The sequence below is a fragment of the Vibrio sp. NH-UV-68 genome (genome assembly GCF_042940635.1).
GTDB classification, from domain to species: domain Bacteria; phylum Pseudomonadota; class Gammaproteobacteria; order Enterobacterales; family Vibrionaceae; genus Vibrio; species Vibrio pacinii.
The window spans coordinates 621,136-637,319 of the sequence record NZ_CP134976.1 but is presented as its reverse complement, the minus strand read 5'-3'; the positions used below and the strand labels follow the sequence as shown (position 1 = coordinate 637,319).

The window sequence follows — 16,184 nt, the reverse complement described above, 5'->3', positions numbered from 1 at the left end:
GTGCATGTTTCATTATTACTGATCATTTCAACATTGAAACTTGTTCTTTCTCTAAAAAAATACGTTGCTTATTTGGAGGTTGGTGCGGCAGTTGCAGCGGCCTGCTACATTTCGGTGTATCACTATGAAACAGAGAAGATCGACGAGCAATTAGAGACAATGTCACACTCACTAAACAGTAATCGTAGCAGTGTCGCTCGACTCGAACAGCAAGATGCGAATTCAATGATGTTCGTCCTCGCCCGCTTGAAAGCCGAAGATAAGTTAAGTGGTATCGTTGCTGAAAAGCTGAGTTTCAACCATCTTCTTTAAGAGATAGCAACGCGAGCTGAAGCCGGAATCGCCCCGTATTAGAGTGTGTATATTAACATCTAGACATAAGAACGAAGCATGGGCATGCTTCGTTCTTCTCGGTTAATTGATTTGATCACACTTCGCTGCGCAGATGAAATCGTTCTGGTGTAACCCTTTGATAGAATGGCTCCACCAGGTTACCGTTACTTTACCCCATTCGAGCAATATCGCCGGATGATGGAACTCGTGTTCAGCAAGCTCTGACACTTTATTGGCAAACGCCCATGCTAGTTTGTAGTTCTTAAACGTATACACTTTTTCTAACTGCGGGATACCATCACGTTCAAGTAATTGCCAACCTTCAAGCTCGGTAAGCAGCAATCGTCTCTCTTCAGCACCTAATGCCGCAGCACTACTAGTGCAAGCTTCGCAGCGTAATTCATCAAGCATGAGTCACTTCCTTTGGTTCAAATAGTGGGGGGAGTAAACCGGCTTTCATTGCCTGTTTAACATGATGCATCAAATCTGTCTGACTTAGTTGGTAAAGCTGTTTGATATCCTCCAGCACAAAATATTCTGGCTGCATAATATCAATACGATACGGTGTTCTTAACACCGTATTGATATCAAACGTTTCGCGCTTGGCTTGTGGGTCGTCTAATGAATAGAGCGTTTCACCTGGCGAAGATAAAATCCCTCCACCATAAATCTTGGTCGTGTCTCCCTCTTTAACCAAACCAAACTCAACGGTAAACCAGTAAAGTCGTGCCAAATAAACCCTTTCTTTGTCCGATGCTTCGCGGCCCAACATGCCATAGGTGCGAGTAAACTCGGCGAATTCAGGATTGGTCAACATTGCACAATGACCAAATATTTCATGAAAGAAGTCTGGTTCTTGTAGGTAATCAAACTCTTGCCGACTGCGTAAGAAGGTCGCAACTGGGAATTTTTTCTCGGCCAAAAGCGCGAAAAAACGGTCAAAGTTAATCAAAGCAGGTACAGGCTCGACTTGCCAACCCGTTGCCTCTTTAAGCACCTGGTTAATATCGACAATCTGTGGTGCACGCTCTAGCGGTAAGTCCAATAACTTAAGGCCCGCTAGATACTCTTTACAAGCACGCTCTTCCACCAAATGATGTTGACGTTTGACCAAATCTCGCCAGATTAGATCTTCTTCTATGCTCCAATCAACAATGCCCTGAGCATTGACAGGTTTAGAATGATATTGCGCCATACCTAGCTCCATTAACAATTCCTTCACATTCAGACTATCTCTACCACTGGCTGGTGACAATTTTATCGGCGTACTCTGCCTACAGTCCTCTGTGTAACATAATGTTTACATTTGACGGCTTTTTTCTTATTTTTCAGCTATCTGTTGTCGTGGGCTAAGTTTGACTTTGCTTATAAATTCATCAAAACTTAATTCTATAACGGAGAGCGATGAGACGAGGATGTCATGACTAACCCAGCCCCAAATTTTCCCGACCCTATTTGGGTGCCGAGTAGTGACCGAATTGAGTCATCCAATCTTAGTAATTTTATGAAACACGTTAATATTCAAGGCGATATTATCGATAGCTATGCAGAACTGCATCAATGGTCTATCGATTACAAGAAAGATTTTTGGTTAGAGATTTGGCAGTTTTGTGACGTGATCGGCTACAAAGGCGACTGTATTTTGGGTGAAGGTCTAGCCAAATGGGGGGCTTTTAATCCAAGTCGCGACACCATTTGGTTCCCACAATCACAACTTAACTACGCTGAAAACCTACTGGCCTATTCGTTTCAAGCCCCCGATGATACGGCGATTTGGTTCAAAAATGAACGCGGTGAAAGTCGTCAGCTCACTTGGCAAGATCTGTGTGATCAAGTGTCAATATTACAGCAATGGCTAAAACACAATGGCGTAGAAAAAGGAGACGTCGTCGCGGGTTATCTGCCGCATATGCCAGAAACCGTTATCGCGATGCTCGCCACCACCAGCCTTGGCGCGATTTGGACATCAACCTCGCCCGATTTTGGCACTGAAAGCGTGATAGAGCGATTCGGTCAGGTCAACCCTAAAGTACTGTTTTGCTGTAACGGCTATGACTTCAACGGTAAAACCTTTCATATCGAAGAAAAAAATCGTCAAATCTCTGATGCACTTCCCAGCCTGGTTAATACTTGTCAGATTGACTATCTACAAACCGATTTGTCTCAAGACGACCACGGCGATTTCTTTTCCGATTGGCAAGCGATCTTAGCCAGCTTTCTACCGCGCGGGATCAACTTCGAACGCATCAGTTTTAACGACCCCTTGTTTGTGCTCTATTCATCAGGCACCACCGGCAAGCCTAAGTGCATTGTTCATTCGGTTGGGGGCACTATCCTTAGCCATCTCAAAGAGCATCAATTGCATTGTGACGTTCAACCGAAAGATCGCGTGTTTTATTACACGACATGTGGCTGGATGATGTGGAACTGGCATGTATCTGCACTAGCCAGCGGCGCTACTTTGGTCATTTTTGATGGTAGCCCAATGTACCCTAACCCCAACGTTCTTTGGCAATTGGCACAAGAAGCGCAAGTGACGCTGTTTGGTACTTCGGCAAAATACCTAGAAGCGCTGCAAAAAAGTCAGTTTACTCCAAGCAATTCGTTTACGCTTGATTCGCTCAAAACCCTCTGCTCAACAGGCTCGGTACTCTATCCAGAACAATACGATTTTGTCTACTCATCAATCAAGGTTGATGTTCATCTAGCATCAATTGCGGGTGGCACTGATATCTGTGGTTGTTTTGTCTTGGGTAATCCTATTTCTCCGGTTTATCGCGGCGAGTGCCAAGGCGCAGGTTTAGGAATGGATGTAACGGTATTCGACCAGCAGGGAAAAGAAGTCGTTGCACAGCGAGGTGAACTCGTCTGTCGCAATAGTTTCCCCAATCAGCCACTCGGCTTTTGGCATGACAATGGTGAACGCTACCATAACGCCTATTGGAATAAATTCAACGATACTTGGCATCATGGTGACGATGTAGAAATGACCCAACACGGCGGGATGATTTTCTATGGCCGAAGCGATACAACGCTCAATCCGGGCGGCGTTCGCATCGGCACAGCTGAAATCTATCAGCAAGTGAATCAACTAGAGGAAATTCAAGACTCAATCGCCGTCGCCAGACGTGTTGATGGTGATGAAAACGTGGTGCTGTTTGTCCAACTGACTGATGGCGCTGTGCTCGATGACGAATTGCAACAAAGTATCAAGCAAACCTTACGCATACAGTGCTCACCTCGCCATGTTCCTGCTGAGATCTATCGATTAAATGAAATTCCTAAGACGAAATCAGGTAAATTAGTCGAGTTGGCAGTCAAGCAGGTGCTGCACGGGCTCGACGTACAAAATTTGGGCGCGATAGCCAACCCTTCGGCACTTGAGGAAGTCGCGCAATATCAGCGCCAGCCTATTAGCTGAAACAAAAAACCCGGCATCATTGCCGGGCTTCAATTTGTATTTATGACTATTTCTGCGCCAAGGCCATCAAGACTTTGAACTTGCCTTGTGGTGTTTCAACCTCAAATGGTGTGGTTATCTCGACGCGGCTAAACCCGACACTGGTCAAGACTTGCTGAGCATGTTGAATGGTCATGCCGCCCGGTTCATCGGTCTCTGACAACCAATCCCAATGGATAAAGTAGCCCTCTTTATTAATTAGGCTAAAAACAATATCCGCCACTTCAGAGTAACTCGGCACAAAACTGCATACCGATGACGCCACCACTAAGTCAAACTGGGTGCGAAACGCCGGATGCAACGCAACCAAACCACGAGTGAGCGTATCAACAACAGGTTCTACATTGGGTAGCTCTTTCATATCGAGTTGTTCGATCATGGCTTCAGAACTGTCTAATGCCACAATATCTTTTACCATTGGTGACAAACGTTGACTGAGTAGTCCGGTTCCACAACCAAAATCTAAAATGTGCATTCCTTTCACATCAACGAACTGAAGCAAAGATTGCAACGCTTTGTCCGCATAGGTATTTGTGGATGCTTCCGAGTCCCAGTTTGCCGCGACATCGTCCCAACTATTAGCCATCATGATCTCCCTGTAACTACATTCATTAGGCGTTACCAAGAGTATCAAAACTACATGAAATTAATAGCATTTCAATTCGGAAAACAGACAATTCGCTAAGATTGAGATAATATCGCTTTTAAGCCAACCAATTTGTTTAAAAGATGAACTTATCGCAGATCGAAGCATTCTGTACTGTTGCTGATACGGGTTCCGTTTCGGAGGCAGCGCGTCAGTTAGAGTGTAATCGCACCAAATTAAGCATGGCAATCAAAGCATTAGAGAAAGATCTTGCCGTCGAACTGTTTGTTCGTAGCGGTAATAATCTGATGCTTTCAGAAGCAGGCAAAGCCATCTATAAAGATAGCCAAAACTTATTGGTTACCGCTGCACGTATCCGCCAAACTTGCGCTCAAGTTTCAGGTGAGTTTAACGCCGAAATATGGATCGCTCGTGACGACTCACTGCCTGACGAATTGTGGCAAGATTTATCGCACCGATTGAATAATCGCTTCCCCGCGACCTCGTTTAATACCGTGCTCGCTTCAAGTGGCGACCTCGCTAACTTAGTCGCTACATCACAAGTCGACTTTGCTTTTGGTGTTGACTATGAACGTATCGATAATCCTCACATTACTTACCAACCGCTTGGTAAAATTCGGATGATGTCGGTGTGTCGTTCAAGCCACCCTCTCGCCCGTCTGCGTCGCGTCTCGGACGATGACCTACGTAATGCGATGCAAGCAGTGATGGTTTACCTCAATGAGAAGGATAACCCTGAACTACAGCCGTTTTCTCTGCGTTATATTGGCTTTTCAAGCTTTGATTACATGCTTAACACCATTCTGAAAGAGAATGCTTGGGGAGTTCTTCCTGAGCCACTGATCCGTCATTTACTGCGTCAGCAAGAACTTGCCGTCATCAAGCATACTTACGGTTTAACCCAAGAGGACTATTGTATGTTTACTGCAGCAGGGATGGCTGAGCACCCAGGCATGTCTTGGTTGGCAGACAAATTAAACGAATATCTCTTTGACTTCTAAATAAATTCAAGCCTTTTCAGTGATTAAGGTCACTCAGCGTCAAAATTAATGACGGCAAGATATTGATATAAGCCATTGTTTTTATTGGCAATGTTTAAAATTCACTCAAAATCACTTACTCTTCAATCAGATTGTAGTTGTCTAATTCTCTTAAAATGAGAACACTATACAGGTATTCAAATAAGAGAGTTCACCATGTGTGCTAGGACAAGCCTAAACGAAAAACGTATTTTAACCTTCTCAGCAATGCTTGCATCGGGCTTTGCCGCCGGAGGTTTGATACTTGGTTTGCTTGTCGGTTCATTGGTAATTGTTTTTGATGGTGTTTATTCCTTAGTCAGCCTACTGTTAACATTATTGTCGCTGGCTGTCTCTAAGTTTATTGAACGCCCATCGAAACGTCAGTTTCCATTTGGTAAATCGGTACTAGAACCGATTGTTATCGCCACCAAAGGCAGTGTCATTTTGGCCATCGTCGGCTATTCGCTATATTCTGCGGTCATTTCAGTAATGAGTGGCGGCCGTGAAGTCGATACGAGCATCGCGACGCTATTTGGTGTTGTCAACGTACTTGGTTGTGGCTATGCATGGTGGCATATTGCTAAGAAGTCTAAACGCTTCTCTTCAGGCCTGATCGAAGCCGAAACGAAACAGTGGCAAATGGACACCTTGCTCAGTGTGGCGGTCACACTTGGATTTATTATTGCTTGGTTCGTGTCATTGTCTCCTTTTGCACAGTTCGCCGTCTATGCTGACCCAATGATGATGATCTTAATGTCTTTCTATTTCATCAAGGTGCCGTTCGACATGCTGCGTGGCGCACTACGTGAAATGCTAATGATGAAACCCACCGAAGAGATCTGCCAAGCTGTGGATCAAGAAGTGTCAGCACTAAAACATCAAGTGGCACAACAATTCGAAGTGGCAGCTGTGACCAAAGTTGGACGTGAGTTGCGTGTAAAACTGGATGTGCACCCCGTTGGCCAGCAACTGCAGGTAGCAGATCTAGAAAAGACACGTCGTATTTTAAAAGACAAGTTATCGAGACTATCCCTCGATCTTAACCTCACCATGAACATCGCCCACTAAAAACAACATAGGCAGCCGCGATGGCTGCCTATTATCATTACTGGGTCTGCGAATGTTAATTATCCAATGACATCCCGATGTGACTTAATTTATCTTTAAACTCATCAATGCTGTTCGCCTCGTATGTCGGGGAACCATTAAAGTATCTTGGCTTTTCAGGCAACATGGCATTTTTGAGGGCTTTTTCTTGATCAATATCATCGTGATAAACGGTAACGCGCTTGGGGATGTCTTGTTGGAATCTCGCCATTATGTTCTCCTTTTCATCTGACGTTAGTTCATCACTAAGCGTAGAAAACCGCTCTGCTGTGTCAACATCGTATCTGGTGAAAATATCACGGCTTAACACCATACTAAACGTTGATATAAAAGCAATTTATACCGTTTATACTGATGTTTGAATAGAAAAATGAATCTTGGTTTTGTGACTTTATTCTAACTATTAACGAGAATTAGTGACTAGTCACACACTGCTCCAACCAAGCCTTTGATTTGAGCGTCTCACGCCGAAAGCGAAACCTCAATCACACTTTCCATCTCTACGCCCCCGATGGTTGATTAAGGGATGAGTTGCTAACTTGAGCCATGATCTAGCCTATATGCAAACAAAGATAGCGACCCGACAAAATGAAAAAGCATAATATCTATCAGGTTTTCACCCGTCTGTTTGGCAATACCAACTCCAACAATCAAGCTTGGGGCACCATTGAACAAAATGGCGTTGGTAAATTTAGCGATTTTACTGATCTCGCCTTAGAAAAGATCCGTCAACTTGGTATCACTTATATCTGGTACACTGGCATACCTCATCACGCTTTAGTTGGCGATTACACCGAGATTGGCGTTGACAATGATCACCCAAGTGTTGTCAAAGGCCGCGCGGGGTCACCTTATGCGGTTAAAGACTACTACTCAGTAAACCCAGATCTTGCTGATGACCCTGCTAAGCGTAATCAAGAGTTTTCCGCCCTGATCAAACGCACGCACAACGCTGGTATGAAGGTGATTATTGATATCGTCCCCAACCATGTCGCTCGAGTGTATAAAGGCCGCAACAATCCTGATGGCGTGCGCGACTTTGGCGCTGACGATAACCCCCATGTTGAATACCAACGCGATAACAATTTCTATTATATTCCTGGCCAACGCTTTGAGCTGCCAGACACGTTGACGCATCAACCTGCGCTTGGTGGTGAGGCACATCCCGACTTAACAACGCCTTACCACGAATGTCCGGCCAAATGGACGGGTAATGGATCTCGACTGGCGAAACCAAATCATGACGATTGGTACGAAACCGTTAAGATTAATTACGGAGTACGCCCTGATGGCTCAAAAGATTTCGACCTTTTACCCACTGAGTATCTCCATCGTTCACATCACGATCACTACCAATTTTGGCAAGGAAAATCGCTGCCCGACTCTTGGTATAAATTTCGTGATATCGCGCTCTACTGGCTACAACAAGGGGTGGATGGCTTTCGCTTTGATATGGCAGAAATGGTTCCGGTCGAATTCTGGAGCTTTTTAAACTCAGCGATCAAACATGCTAACCCACAATCGATAGTGATCGCTGAAGTGTATCAACCTGCGCTCTATCGCGATTATATTCAACTGGGTAAAATGGATTACTTGTATGACAAGGTGGATCTGTACGACACCTTAAAAGCCATAATTCGCCACCAAGCTTCGACCGCTGATATTGGTCGTATTCAGCATGAGTTGCGCGATATCGAACATCACATGCTGCATTTTCTCGATAATCACGACGAGCAGCGCCTTGCCTGCGAGCACTTTGCCGGCTGCGGGGAAAATGGTAAGCCAGCGATGTTGGTATCGACCTGTCTATCGACCTCACCGACCATGATTTACTTTGGCCAAGAGGTCGGAGAAATCGGCGCAGAGATGGCGGGCTTTGGTCAACCCTCTCGTACCTCAATTTTCGATTATATCGGTGTCCCTAGTCATCAACGTTGGATGAATCACGGCCGCTTTGATGGCGCACTGTTAAGTGAGTCTGAAAAGGCACTAAGGGCGTTTTACTCTCGGCTGCTTAACCTAGCGTTAAGCAGCCCTGCGCTAAGCGGCGATTATCATGACCTTTACGCTGAAAACTACCAAAACTTTGCCGATATGCAGCATCAGTTGTATGCCTTTGCGCGCTCAGACAACCAACAAGCGGTGATCATTGCCACCAATTTCAGTCGCGAGAAAGGCAAAACAATTGAACTGACGATTCCTCATCACTTGGTCAAATTATGGCAATTGTCAGCTGGCCATTATGAGCTTATCGATAAACTCAATCACACAAGCTACCCAATGCAAGTTAATCAGCATGGCGCAACCATACCGATACATTTGGCGCCGCTCGCCACGCACTTTCTCTGCTTAGATGAGCTTGGGTAAAATAGCAAAACGCATTGATTTTTGCTCTCGCATGGTGAGTAGCGGCCTCAATTGGTTAGTTACTCATCAATCAACTGTTCAATCTGGCCAATAGTGTTTTGGGCAGATTGATAGTCAACCTGCAGCTCGACTATCCCGTGAGCCGTTTCGACAAAAAGCGAAGGGAAACTATTGCCACCGATACTGCGCGCAAAGGCGATCTCTTGCTTGAGCATTTGGTCGATTTCCGCTGAGCCATAATCTACGACGAACTGCTGTTGATTCAAGCCTGCCTGCTGAGCCAGTTCAATCAAAACATCACTATCACTGGGATTACGCGCCTCAAGATAATAGGCACGTTGAATTGACTCAAGCATAGCCAGTTCTGCACCTTGCTGGCGTGCCGCTAATACTGCTCGGCAAGCAGGATAAGTTGAGCGTCTGGGCACATTTTGGATCCAAAAATCATAATTAAACGGGGTACCTAAATAGTTCTCAATTTTTTTCCAATAAGCCGCGATTTGTTGTTGCATCTCTTGCGGCATCGCAACATCTGAATCAGGCGCAAGGCCACCAACCAAAAACTGAATATCGATTTTATCCCGTAAAGCTTGTTGTATCTTGTCCCATACAGGCTTGTAACCCCAACACCATGAACACATTGGGTCATAAACATAATAGAGTCGGTTTTGGGTTATTTTCGTCATAATAGTGGATTCTCTCTATTTAATTCTATCGGGGGTAAATCGTTCAATCAGCGTAACAAGTCGCTTTGTCTACGTCACGAACCATTGCTGCGACTCACGATTTAAATTAGCAACGCTTGATTACCAAGCGCTGGTCATCTCGCTCTGCATTGCCCAACTGACTGGCATAAACGTTAAAATACCATAGTGAACGGTTAACGCTTATTCACTTATCGACTCACTAGTAGCAATTATTCACTATGCTAGTTAAAGTAGCGCCGATGAATAAGTTCGGCTCTTGACTGCCTGACGAAAAGCACAGTAAAACTGAGAGATAACATGATTAATGACGATAGAATTATTGCCGACCTACAAGAACTTGAAGCCTTTCTTGTTGCGATTGAAAGCGGAATGATGGGATTAAGCAACGCCGCCGGAGTTGTATTGGCAACCAATAATAGCGATGGCCGACGTTTTGTCGCCGTGCTTGATGATGATAATCAGCTCGTCTTGGGCCGCTGGGTAACTGAAGAGGTTTTCCACTCAGGACAAGATATGGTTCGTCACGGACCTAAGCGCAAACATTAATCGTTGCCCAATGTCAGTAATAGCACTAAATCGATTCGGTTGTTATTACTGACACCTTTGAGGACTAACATTAAGAGCTAAAATTAAATTCCCGCTATCTTTCCCATCAGTCAGATTCCCAGCCTGATTCAAAAACATTCATTCGCTTTTATTTCCTCATCACACGAAAACAAATAACACTTTATAATCATAATCTTAAATAAAAACTTTATTGTTGAACATACTGCCAATATCAACTTTTTATTGTACCACTCACAATATACGGTACGACATTCATTGATTTGTAATAAAATTTTCATTAGAGTTCTAAGTGATTTTATACTGATACATTACCTAACAAAGGAAAAATCATGGATCCCATACTGGAAGTTAAGGGACTGTATAAAGTGTTTGGAGAAGACACACAACGCGCTTTCGATATGATCGAAAAAGGCGCGGACAAAGATGCAGTGTTTGAGAAAACAGGATTAACCATAGGTGTTAATGACGTCTCGCTCAGCATCAATGAAGGTGAAATCTTCGTCATTATGGGCCTTTCTGGTTCAGGCAAATCGACTCTAGTCCGTCTACTCAATCGTCTCATCGAACCCACTAAAGGCAACGTATTATTCAAAGGTAAAGATATTGCCCACATCACTGATGATGAGCTACGCGAAGTGCGCCGCAATAATATTTCGATGGTATTTCAAAACTTTGCCCTAATGCCACATATGACGGTAATCGAGAACGCAGCGTTTGGTTTAGAGCTTGCCGGCATAGAAACGGATGTGCGCAAAAAATCGGCGTTTGAGGCACTTGAACGCGTAGGCCTTGATGCTTATTGCGACGTGTTTCCAGACGAGCTGTCTGGCGGTATGAAGCAGCGTGTCGGCTTAGCACGTGCCCTGGCTTGTGACCCAGATATCTTATTAATGGACGAGGCGTTTTCAGCGCTTGACCCTCTGATCCGCACGGAAATGCAAGATGAGCTGATCCGTCTACAAAACGATGATAAACGTACCATCGTCTTTATTTCCCACGATCTCGACGAAGCGATGCGTATTGGTGATCGCATTGCGATTATGCAAGATGGCGACGTGGTACAAGTCGGCACACCTGATGAGATTTTAAACCAACCTGCCAACGACTACGTGGCCGCGTTTTTCCGTGGCGTTAACGTCGCCAGTATCCTTACCGCGAAAGACATTGCTCGCAAGAACCCGGCCGCTGTATTCAAAAAGTCTGAGCACGATGGTCCAGCTTCGGCGATGCAGATATTGATGGATAATGATCGTGAATACGGCATTGTTGTTGATCGCAGCAGTCGCTATTCGGGCATCGTGTCAGTTGACTCTCTGCGCGCCGCGCACAAAGAGAATCGCTCTCTAACCAGTGCGCAGCTCGATGATGGCATTACACTCGAACCAACCCAATCAATTAATGACATTCTAGGTACCGTTGCAGGCGTTCCCTACTCCGTTCCTGTTGTCGACGAGCAAGGTACTTACTTCGGTGTCGTAACCAAATCACGATTATTGCAAACGTTAGATAAGGATTAGCGCCATGTCATCAGAGCAAACAAACAATGACCCATGGTCGCAAACTACCACGCAACAAAGCGACCCTTGGGGACAAGCGTCAACCAGTAACGCACCAACTAACGATTGGTTAACTAGCGAGACGGTTGAACAAACCCCATTCGATATCATGAATCCGTTCCAAGACGCCGTACTGCCGTTAGACACTTGGGTTGAGTCTGGTTTGAACTGGTTAGTTGACCACGGTCGACCAGTGTTTCAGGCAATTCGTGTGCCGATCGACTTCATTCTGACATCATTTGAGACGGCACTGGTCTCGACACCAGCGCCATTTATGTTGGTATTTTTATTTCTTTTAGCTTGGCAGTTTTCGAACCTACGACTTGGCGTCGCAACGTTCGTATCACTGGTTTTTATCGGCCTAATTGGCGCTTGGTCACAAGCAATGACCACCCTCTCGCTGGTAATGACTTCGGTGTTTTTCTGCCTATTGATAGGCTTGCCACTCGGTATATGGCTCGCTCGTAGTCATACCGCCGCTAAGATTATCAGACCAATACTCGACGCAATGCAAACAACCCCAGCGTTTGTCTACTTAGTACCGATTGTGATGCTATTTGGTATCGGTAATGTTCCTGGGGTGGTCGTAACGATTATTTTCGCCCTGCCACCCGTGGTGCGATTGACCATCTTAGGCATCCAACAAGTGCCAGAAGAACTGATTGAAGCGGGCCACTCTTTTGGTGCTAGCAGTAAACAGATGTTGTATCGCATTCAGTTACCACTCGCACTGCCGACCATCATGGCTGGCGTGAACCAAACCTTGATGCTGTCGCTATCAATGGTAGTTATCGCGTCAATGATCGCTGTTGGCGGGCTTGGACAAATGGTATTGCGCGGTATTGGCCGCCTAGATATGGGACTTGCTGCCGTCGGTGGTTTAGGCATTGTCATTCTTGCCATCCTACTTGACCGTATTACCCAAGAGCTAGGCGCAAATGCAGGTAACACCAAGCTTCGTTGGTACCACACAGGTCCAGTTTCATTCGTCATCAAATTACTCACTAATCAGAATGAACCTCAAGTTACACTTAAGGAGAAAACTAAATGAACAACTCATGGAAGACAACACTGACAATCAGTGCACTCACACTAGCAACAAGCGTAACGGCAAATGAATTGCCGGGCGCTGGGGTAACGGTTCAACCTGTGCAATCATCCGTTGCTGAAGAGACGTTTCAAACTCTAATTGTAAATCGAGCTTTAGAAGAGCTCGGCTATGAAGTTCAACCAACCAAAGAAGTCGACTACAACGTTGGCTACACCTCAATTGCTAAAGGTGATGCCACTTTTCTTGCGGTAGGTTGGTTCCCACTGCATGCCGACAAATACACCATGTCGGGTGGTGATGACAAGTTTTCACGTCAAGGCCAGTATGTCAGTGGCGCTGCGCAAGGTTACTTAATCGATAAGAAGACCGCAGACAAATACGGCATTACCAACATCGGCCAGCTGAAAGATCCTAAAATTGCCAAACTGTTTGATGCTAATGGCGACGGTAAAGCAGATTTAACCGGTTGTAACCCGGGCTGGGGTTGTGAGCTGGTTATCGAAGAACAATTGAATGCGTTTGAACTGCGCGACACCGTAAGCCACAATCAAGGTAATTATGCCGCGATCATCGCCGATACGATTTCGCGTTATAACAAAGGCGATTCGATTTTATACTACACATGGACACCATATTGGGTGAGTGGCGTACTTGTCCCTGGAGAAGATGTTGTTTGGCTTGAAGTGCCATTTTCTGCACTACCGGGCGAACGTAAAAACGTCGATACCACGCTGGCCAATGGCAAGAACTACGGTTTTGAAATGAACTCTATGCGTATCGTTGCTAATAAAGAGTTTACTCAAAACAACCCAGCCGCGGCCAAACTGTTCGAAATCATGAAGCTGAATATTAATGATGTCAGTGCACAAAACATGATGATGAGCCAAGGTAAGAATAGTTCTTCTGATATCGAAGCGCACGTCAATGGTTGGATTAAAGCAAACCAACAGCTATTTGATTCGTGGGTGAAAGAAGCCAAACAAGCTGCACTATAAAGCTCAGTAATACATAACATCGAAAGGGAGCGCTCATTAGCGCTCCCTTATTATTTTACACGACAAAGAGTCAACAAATTAATGCGTTGGTGGCGTGCCTTCACCATTAGACACCACGGCATCAATCTGAACAGCAGCGCCTAATGGAATGTCTGAGACACCAATGACGGTTCTTGCTGGTAAATCACCGCTAAAAAAGCCCGCGTATATAGTATCAATCGCAGCCAAGTCTGCCACATCCGTCAATTGGATGTTGATCTTAACGATGTCGTCCATGTTATGACTGATGCTTTCAACAATCGCTTTGATGTTGTTGAGACACTGTTTAGCTTGCTCTGTTACCCCACCCTCTACCAAGGCACCACCATGGGTTTTCACTGGCAATTGCGCAGTAAGGTGGTTGTAGTGAGAAAAAGCGACAGTTTGCGTCGAAAGCGGGCAAATTGGTGCATCAACCGTGTTGTTGGTGCGAATCACAATGCCGTGTCGGTCCTCGATTTCTTGAGGCGGCGTGCCGTCACCATGAGAGATAGCAGCATCAATTTGCACCAACGCTCCCATCGGCAAGCCATTCGCTTTGCTCACCGAACGAGCTGGCATATAACCCACTGTGCGTGCAATGGAAGAGTCCGGGAAGAAGGTCGTGTAAACCTGGTTAACGGCTTCTAAGTCGGCCAAGTCGGTTAGATAAATGTTCGCTTTGACAATGTCGTCAAACGGTACATCAATGCTCTCCATAATGGTCTTAATATTTCGCAGACATTGGGCTGTTTGCGCTTTAATTCCACCGTCAACGATTTTGCCAGTAGTCGGACAGATAGGTAGCTGAGCACCAATATTATTGTAGTGAGAGAAGGCAACCGTTTGAGTTGACCACTGGCTAACAGGTGCACTATCACTATTTCTTGATAGTTTAATTAAATCACACGGGGCTTGCGGCTTGGTTCCTTCACCATTCGAGATGAGCGCGTCCATTTGAATTAGAGCGTCACCATGTGGCAGTGCTGCAACTTCAACCACAGTGCGTGTTGGTAACTGAGTATCAAAATAAGTGTTATAGACTTCATTTACTGCCGCTAAATCGGTCATGCTTTTAACAAAGACATTAATTTTGACCACATCATCCATCACATGGCCAATGCTCTCGACAATCGCTTTGATATTATTCAGACACTGTTTGGCTTGATCTCGGACATCACCCACGACTATTTCACCAGATTGCGGGTCTAAGGGTAGTTGAGCAGAAATATTGTTGTAGTGAGAAAATGCAACACTCTGGCTTGATAGCGCATTGATCGGTGCCTGCTCAGTATTTCTTGATACTTTGATAATTTCGCCACTCATTGAGATAGGTATCCTTAAATTTTTAAGACAATATAACTTTGTCTTTAGTAGGGTTATTGGGATAAGTGGTGCCATAGTAAGAGATAGGATTGGACGTGAGTGTGATAAAACTCAAATTAAAAATGCAGCGACGTTGGCTAGATGGTACGGATAATTAGTCACTGAACGACTAAATATCCGCTGGTGATCAGCGAATCATAAATCGCAACAGGCTGATGTCACTAAACATCCCCACAAATTGAATTTAACCCGGCATTTTTCTTAGTCGCAGTGCCTGACTTTGATTCAGTTTTGATATCAAGCTCACATCGTCAAGCGGATTTTGAGGTGATTGGTCTTATCGCACTGCTTGTTAAGCCGTGATAACTGCATAAAGCCTTGATCATCAACAATATTGCAAACTAATGCGAACAGCCATGACAATTTGTTAATGTGTAGATAACAGACAACGGACTTATTTTCGGAGCAAAAAAATTCCTACGGGAGTCTCATTTAATGCTGTAACTCACTATTGGATAAAAACGTGTTTCTAGTTGGCCTAGTGAATGTCCAGAAGTCACACAGAATTACCGCCCTTAGCAACTAAATTTCTACTACGTTTTTTCTTGATAGTGATAAAATCTTCACATCACAATTATCGAGAGCATCTATGTTTATCCATCATGTAAACGGCATTGACTGGCTGGTAATTACCGCCTTTGAAGAACTGAAACCTCTATTTATTGAAGAAGCTGGGTCTATTCCCGCTTACTTCTCTAGCACCAGTGAATTGAGCCTGATTGATCAAGCCAAGCGCACTTATGGATATTTGCCTACACTCAGCGGCGTCATCACCGACACTGGCACTTTTCAAAGCCAGGATAACGAAGAAGATTTGAACCCACAGCTTGCCTGTCTAGTTGAGGGGCGTGGTCGGGTGTTTATCTATCACGGCGGCTTTGTGGCTTTTGTGGATGACGAGCAAACCTTTATTACCCGAATGGATTGAACATTATTCAATATTGTTGAGAGTGACGACTTAGCGCTAACCGATCATCCGCAAGCGTTTCGATTATTAAAAGGGGCAGA

16 protein-coding genes are annotated in these 16,184 nt (G+C 44.9%); 10 read left to right on the top strand and 6 right to left on the bottom strand.

Translation table 11 applies throughout. The features are described from left to right. Window positions 1-312 carry a hypothetical protein gene (locus ViNHUV68_RS17290; RefSeq protein ID WP_391091785.1) on the top strand — a complete coding sequence of 104 codons (312 nt, stop codon included), beginning with the start codon at window positions 1-3 and terminating at the stop codon, window positions 310-312. A gap of 102 nt (window positions 313-414) precedes the next feature. Here ViNHUV68_RS17290 and ViNHUV68_RS17285 read toward each other — a convergent pair whose 3' ends face one another. Together ViNHUV68_RS17285 and phhA are read right to left on the bottom strand one after the other, a co-directional pair. Next, entirely contained in the window at window positions 415-744 is a 330-nt protein-coding gene (locus ViNHUV68_RS17285; protein ID WP_391091784.1) for a 4a-hydroxytetrahydrobiopterin dehydratase, read from the bottom strand. Beyond that, window positions 737-1,528 (bottom strand): phenylalanine 4-monooxygenase, encoded by a 792-nt coding sequence (gene phhA, locus ViNHUV68_RS17280; protein ID WP_391091783.1) that lies wholly within the window; start codon window positions 1,526-1,528, stop codon window positions 737-739. Before phhA ends, ViNHUV68_RS17285 begins: the two co-directional genes overlap by 8 nt. Window positions 1,529-1,753: 225 nt before the next feature. Here phhA and ViNHUV68_RS17275 point away from each other — a divergent pair, with 225 nt between their 5' ends. Beyond that, window positions 1,754-3,754, top strand: coding sequence for an acetoacetate--CoA ligase (locus ViNHUV68_RS17275; RefSeq protein WP_391091782.1), 2,001 nt, complete (start codon window positions 1,754-1,756; stop codon window positions 3,752-3,754). Window positions 3,755-3,800: 46 nt separating this feature from the next. On the opposite strand, the gene ViNHUV68_RS17270 is transcribed toward ViNHUV68_RS17275, so the two are convergent. Next, the gene (locus ViNHUV68_RS17270) at window positions 3,801-4,379 is read right to left on the bottom strand and encodes a class I SAM-dependent methyltransferase (RefSeq protein WP_038177332.1); all 579 of its coding nucleotides are present in this window, start codon (window positions 4,377-4,379) and stop codon (window positions 3,801-3,803) included. Between the two features lie 143 nt (window positions 4,380-4,522). On the opposite strand from ViNHUV68_RS17270, the gene ViNHUV68_RS17265 reads away from it, so the two are divergent. Together ViNHUV68_RS17265 and ViNHUV68_RS17260 are read left to right on the top strand one after the other, a co-directional pair. Beyond that, window positions 4,523-5,401 carry a LysR family transcriptional regulator gene (locus ViNHUV68_RS17265; protein WP_038177333.1) on the top strand — a complete coding sequence of 293 codons (879 nt, stop codon included), beginning with the start codon at window positions 4,523-4,525 and terminating at the stop codon, window positions 5,399-5,401. 195 nt (window positions 5,402-5,596) lie between these two features. Further along, window positions 5,597-6,490 (top strand): cation diffusion facilitator family transporter, encoded by an 894-nt coding sequence (locus ViNHUV68_RS17260; protein ID WP_038177335.1) that lies wholly within the window; start codon window positions 5,597-5,599, stop codon window positions 6,488-6,490. Window positions 6,491-6,545: 55 nt separating this feature from the next. On the opposite strand, the gene ViNHUV68_RS17255 is transcribed toward ViNHUV68_RS17260, so the two are convergent. After that, window positions 6,546-6,740: a hypothetical protein gene (locus ViNHUV68_RS17255; RefSeq protein ID WP_100752632.1), complete on the bottom strand. Its 195-nt coding sequence runs from the start codon at window positions 6,738-6,740 to the stop codon at window positions 6,546-6,548. Between the two features lie 377 nt (window positions 6,741-7,117). Between ViNHUV68_RS17255 and ViNHUV68_RS17250 the strand changes: the two genes are divergently transcribed. Further along, entirely contained in the window at window positions 7,118-8,896 is a 1,779-nt protein-coding gene (locus tag ViNHUV68_RS17250) for an alpha-amylase family glycosyl hydrolase (RefSeq protein ID WP_391091781.1), read from the top strand. A gap of 59 nt (window positions 8,897-8,955) precedes the next feature. On the opposite strand, the gene ViNHUV68_RS17245 is transcribed toward ViNHUV68_RS17250, so the two are convergent. Continuing rightward, window positions 8,956-9,582: a DsbA family protein gene (locus tag ViNHUV68_RS17245; RefSeq protein WP_391091780.1), complete on the bottom strand. Its 627-nt coding sequence runs from the start codon at window positions 9,580-9,582 to the stop codon at window positions 8,956-8,958. A gap of 318 nt (window positions 9,583-9,900) precedes the next feature. Between ViNHUV68_RS17245 and ViNHUV68_RS17240 the strand changes: the two genes are divergently transcribed. From ViNHUV68_RS17240 to proX, 4 genes are all read left to right on the top strand, one after another. Further along, window positions 9,901-10,149, top strand: coding sequence for a hypothetical protein (locus tag ViNHUV68_RS17240; RefSeq protein ID WP_038177341.1), 249 nt, complete (start codon window positions 9,901-9,903; stop codon window positions 10,147-10,149). Between the two features lie 350 nt (window positions 10,150-10,499). Then, a complete protein-coding gene (gene proV / locus ViNHUV68_RS17235) occupies window positions 10,500-11,687 on the top strand; it encodes a glycine betaine/L-proline ABC transporter ATP-binding protein ProV (protein ID WP_038177342.1) in 1,188 nt (395 codons plus the stop codon). A 4-nt stretch (window positions 11,688-11,691) separates the two neighbouring features. Continuing rightward, window positions 11,692-12,777, top strand: a complete 1,086-nt coding sequence (gene proW / locus ViNHUV68_RS17230; protein ID WP_391091779.1) for a glycine betaine/L-proline ABC transporter permease ProW — start codon at window positions 11,692-11,694, stop codon at window positions 12,775-12,777. Beyond that, the gene (gene proX / locus ViNHUV68_RS17225; RefSeq protein WP_038177345.1) at window positions 12,774-13,772 is read left to right on the top strand and encodes a glycine betaine/L-proline ABC transporter substrate-binding protein ProX; all 999 of its coding nucleotides are present in this window, start codon (window positions 12,774-12,776) and stop codon (window positions 13,770-13,772) included. Before proW ends, proX begins: the two co-directional genes overlap by 4 nt. 78 nt (window positions 13,773-13,850) lie before the next feature. Here proX and ViNHUV68_RS17220 read toward each other — a convergent pair whose 3' ends face one another. Then, a complete protein-coding gene (locus ViNHUV68_RS17220) occupies window positions 13,851-15,116 on the bottom strand; it encodes a Rid family hydrolase (protein WP_391091778.1) in 1,266 nt (421 codons plus the stop codon). Between the two features lie 649 nt (window positions 15,117-15,765). On the opposite strand from ViNHUV68_RS17220, the gene ViNHUV68_RS17215 reads away from it, so the two are divergent. Further along, window positions 15,766-16,104, top strand: coding sequence for a hypothetical protein (locus ViNHUV68_RS17215; RefSeq protein WP_038177348.1), 339 nt, complete (start codon window positions 15,766-15,768; stop codon window positions 16,102-16,104). The last annotated feature ends 80 nt before the right edge of the window (window positions 16,105-16,184 follow it).

What these genes read in the sequence shown, in the direction of transcription:
- proX (WP_038177345.1), top strand. Translation starts at nt 12,774, where the DNA reads ATGAACAACTCATGGAAGACAACACTGACAATCAGTGCACTCACACTA.
- proV (WP_038177342.1), top strand. Translation starts at nt 10,500, where the DNA reads ATGGATCCCATACTGGAAGTTAAGGGACTGTATAAAGTGTTTGGAGAA.
- ViNHUV68_RS17220 (WP_391091778.1), bottom strand. Translation starts at nt 15,116, where the DNA reads ATGAGTGGCGAAATTATCAAAGTATCAAGAAATACTGAGCAGGCACCG.
- ViNHUV68_RS17255 (WP_100752632.1), bottom strand. Translation starts at nt 6,740, where the DNA reads ATGGCGAGATTCCAACAAGACATCCCCAAGCGCGTTACCGTTTATCAC.
- ViNHUV68_RS17275 (WP_391091782.1), top strand. Translation starts at nt 1,754, where the DNA reads ATGACTAACCCAGCCCCAAATTTTCCCGACCCTATTTGGGTGCCGAGT.
- ViNHUV68_RS17265 (WP_038177333.1), top strand. Translation starts at nt 4,523, where the DNA reads ATGAACTTATCGCAGATCGAAGCATTCTGTACTGTTGCTGATACGGGT.
- ViNHUV68_RS17260 (WP_038177335.1), top strand. Translation starts at nt 5,597, where the DNA reads ATGTGTGCTAGGACAAGCCTAAACGAAAAACGTATTTTAACCTTCTCA.
- phhA (WP_391091783.1), bottom strand. Translation starts at nt 1,528, where the DNA reads ATGGCGCAATATCATTCTAAACCTGTCAATGCTCAGGGCATTGTTGAT.
- ViNHUV68_RS17270 (WP_038177332.1), bottom strand. Translation starts at nt 4,379, where the DNA reads ATGGCTAATAGTTGGGACGATGTCGCGGCAAACTGGGACTCGGAAGCA.
- ViNHUV68_RS17215 (WP_038177348.1), top strand. Translation starts at nt 15,766, where the DNA reads ATGTTTATCCATCATGTAAACGGCATTGACTGGCTGGTAATTACCGCC.
- ViNHUV68_RS17250 (WP_391091781.1), top strand. Translation starts at nt 7,118, where the DNA reads ATGAAAAAGCATAATATCTATCAGGTTTTCACCCGTCTGTTTGGCAAT.
- ViNHUV68_RS17240 (WP_038177341.1), top strand. Translation starts at nt 9,901, where the DNA reads ATGATTAATGACGATAGAATTATTGCCGACCTACAAGAACTTGAAGCC.
- ViNHUV68_RS17285 (WP_391091784.1), bottom strand. Translation starts at nt 744, where the DNA reads ATGCTTGATGAATTACGCTGCGAAGCTTGCACTAGTAGTGCTGCGGCA.
- proW (WP_391091779.1), top strand. Translation starts at nt 11,692, where the DNA reads ATGTCATCAGAGCAAACAAACAATGACCCATGGTCGCAAACTACCACG.
- ViNHUV68_RS17245 (WP_391091780.1), bottom strand. Translation starts at nt 9,582, where the DNA reads ATGACGAAAATAACCCAAAACCGACTCTATTATGTTTATGACCCAATG.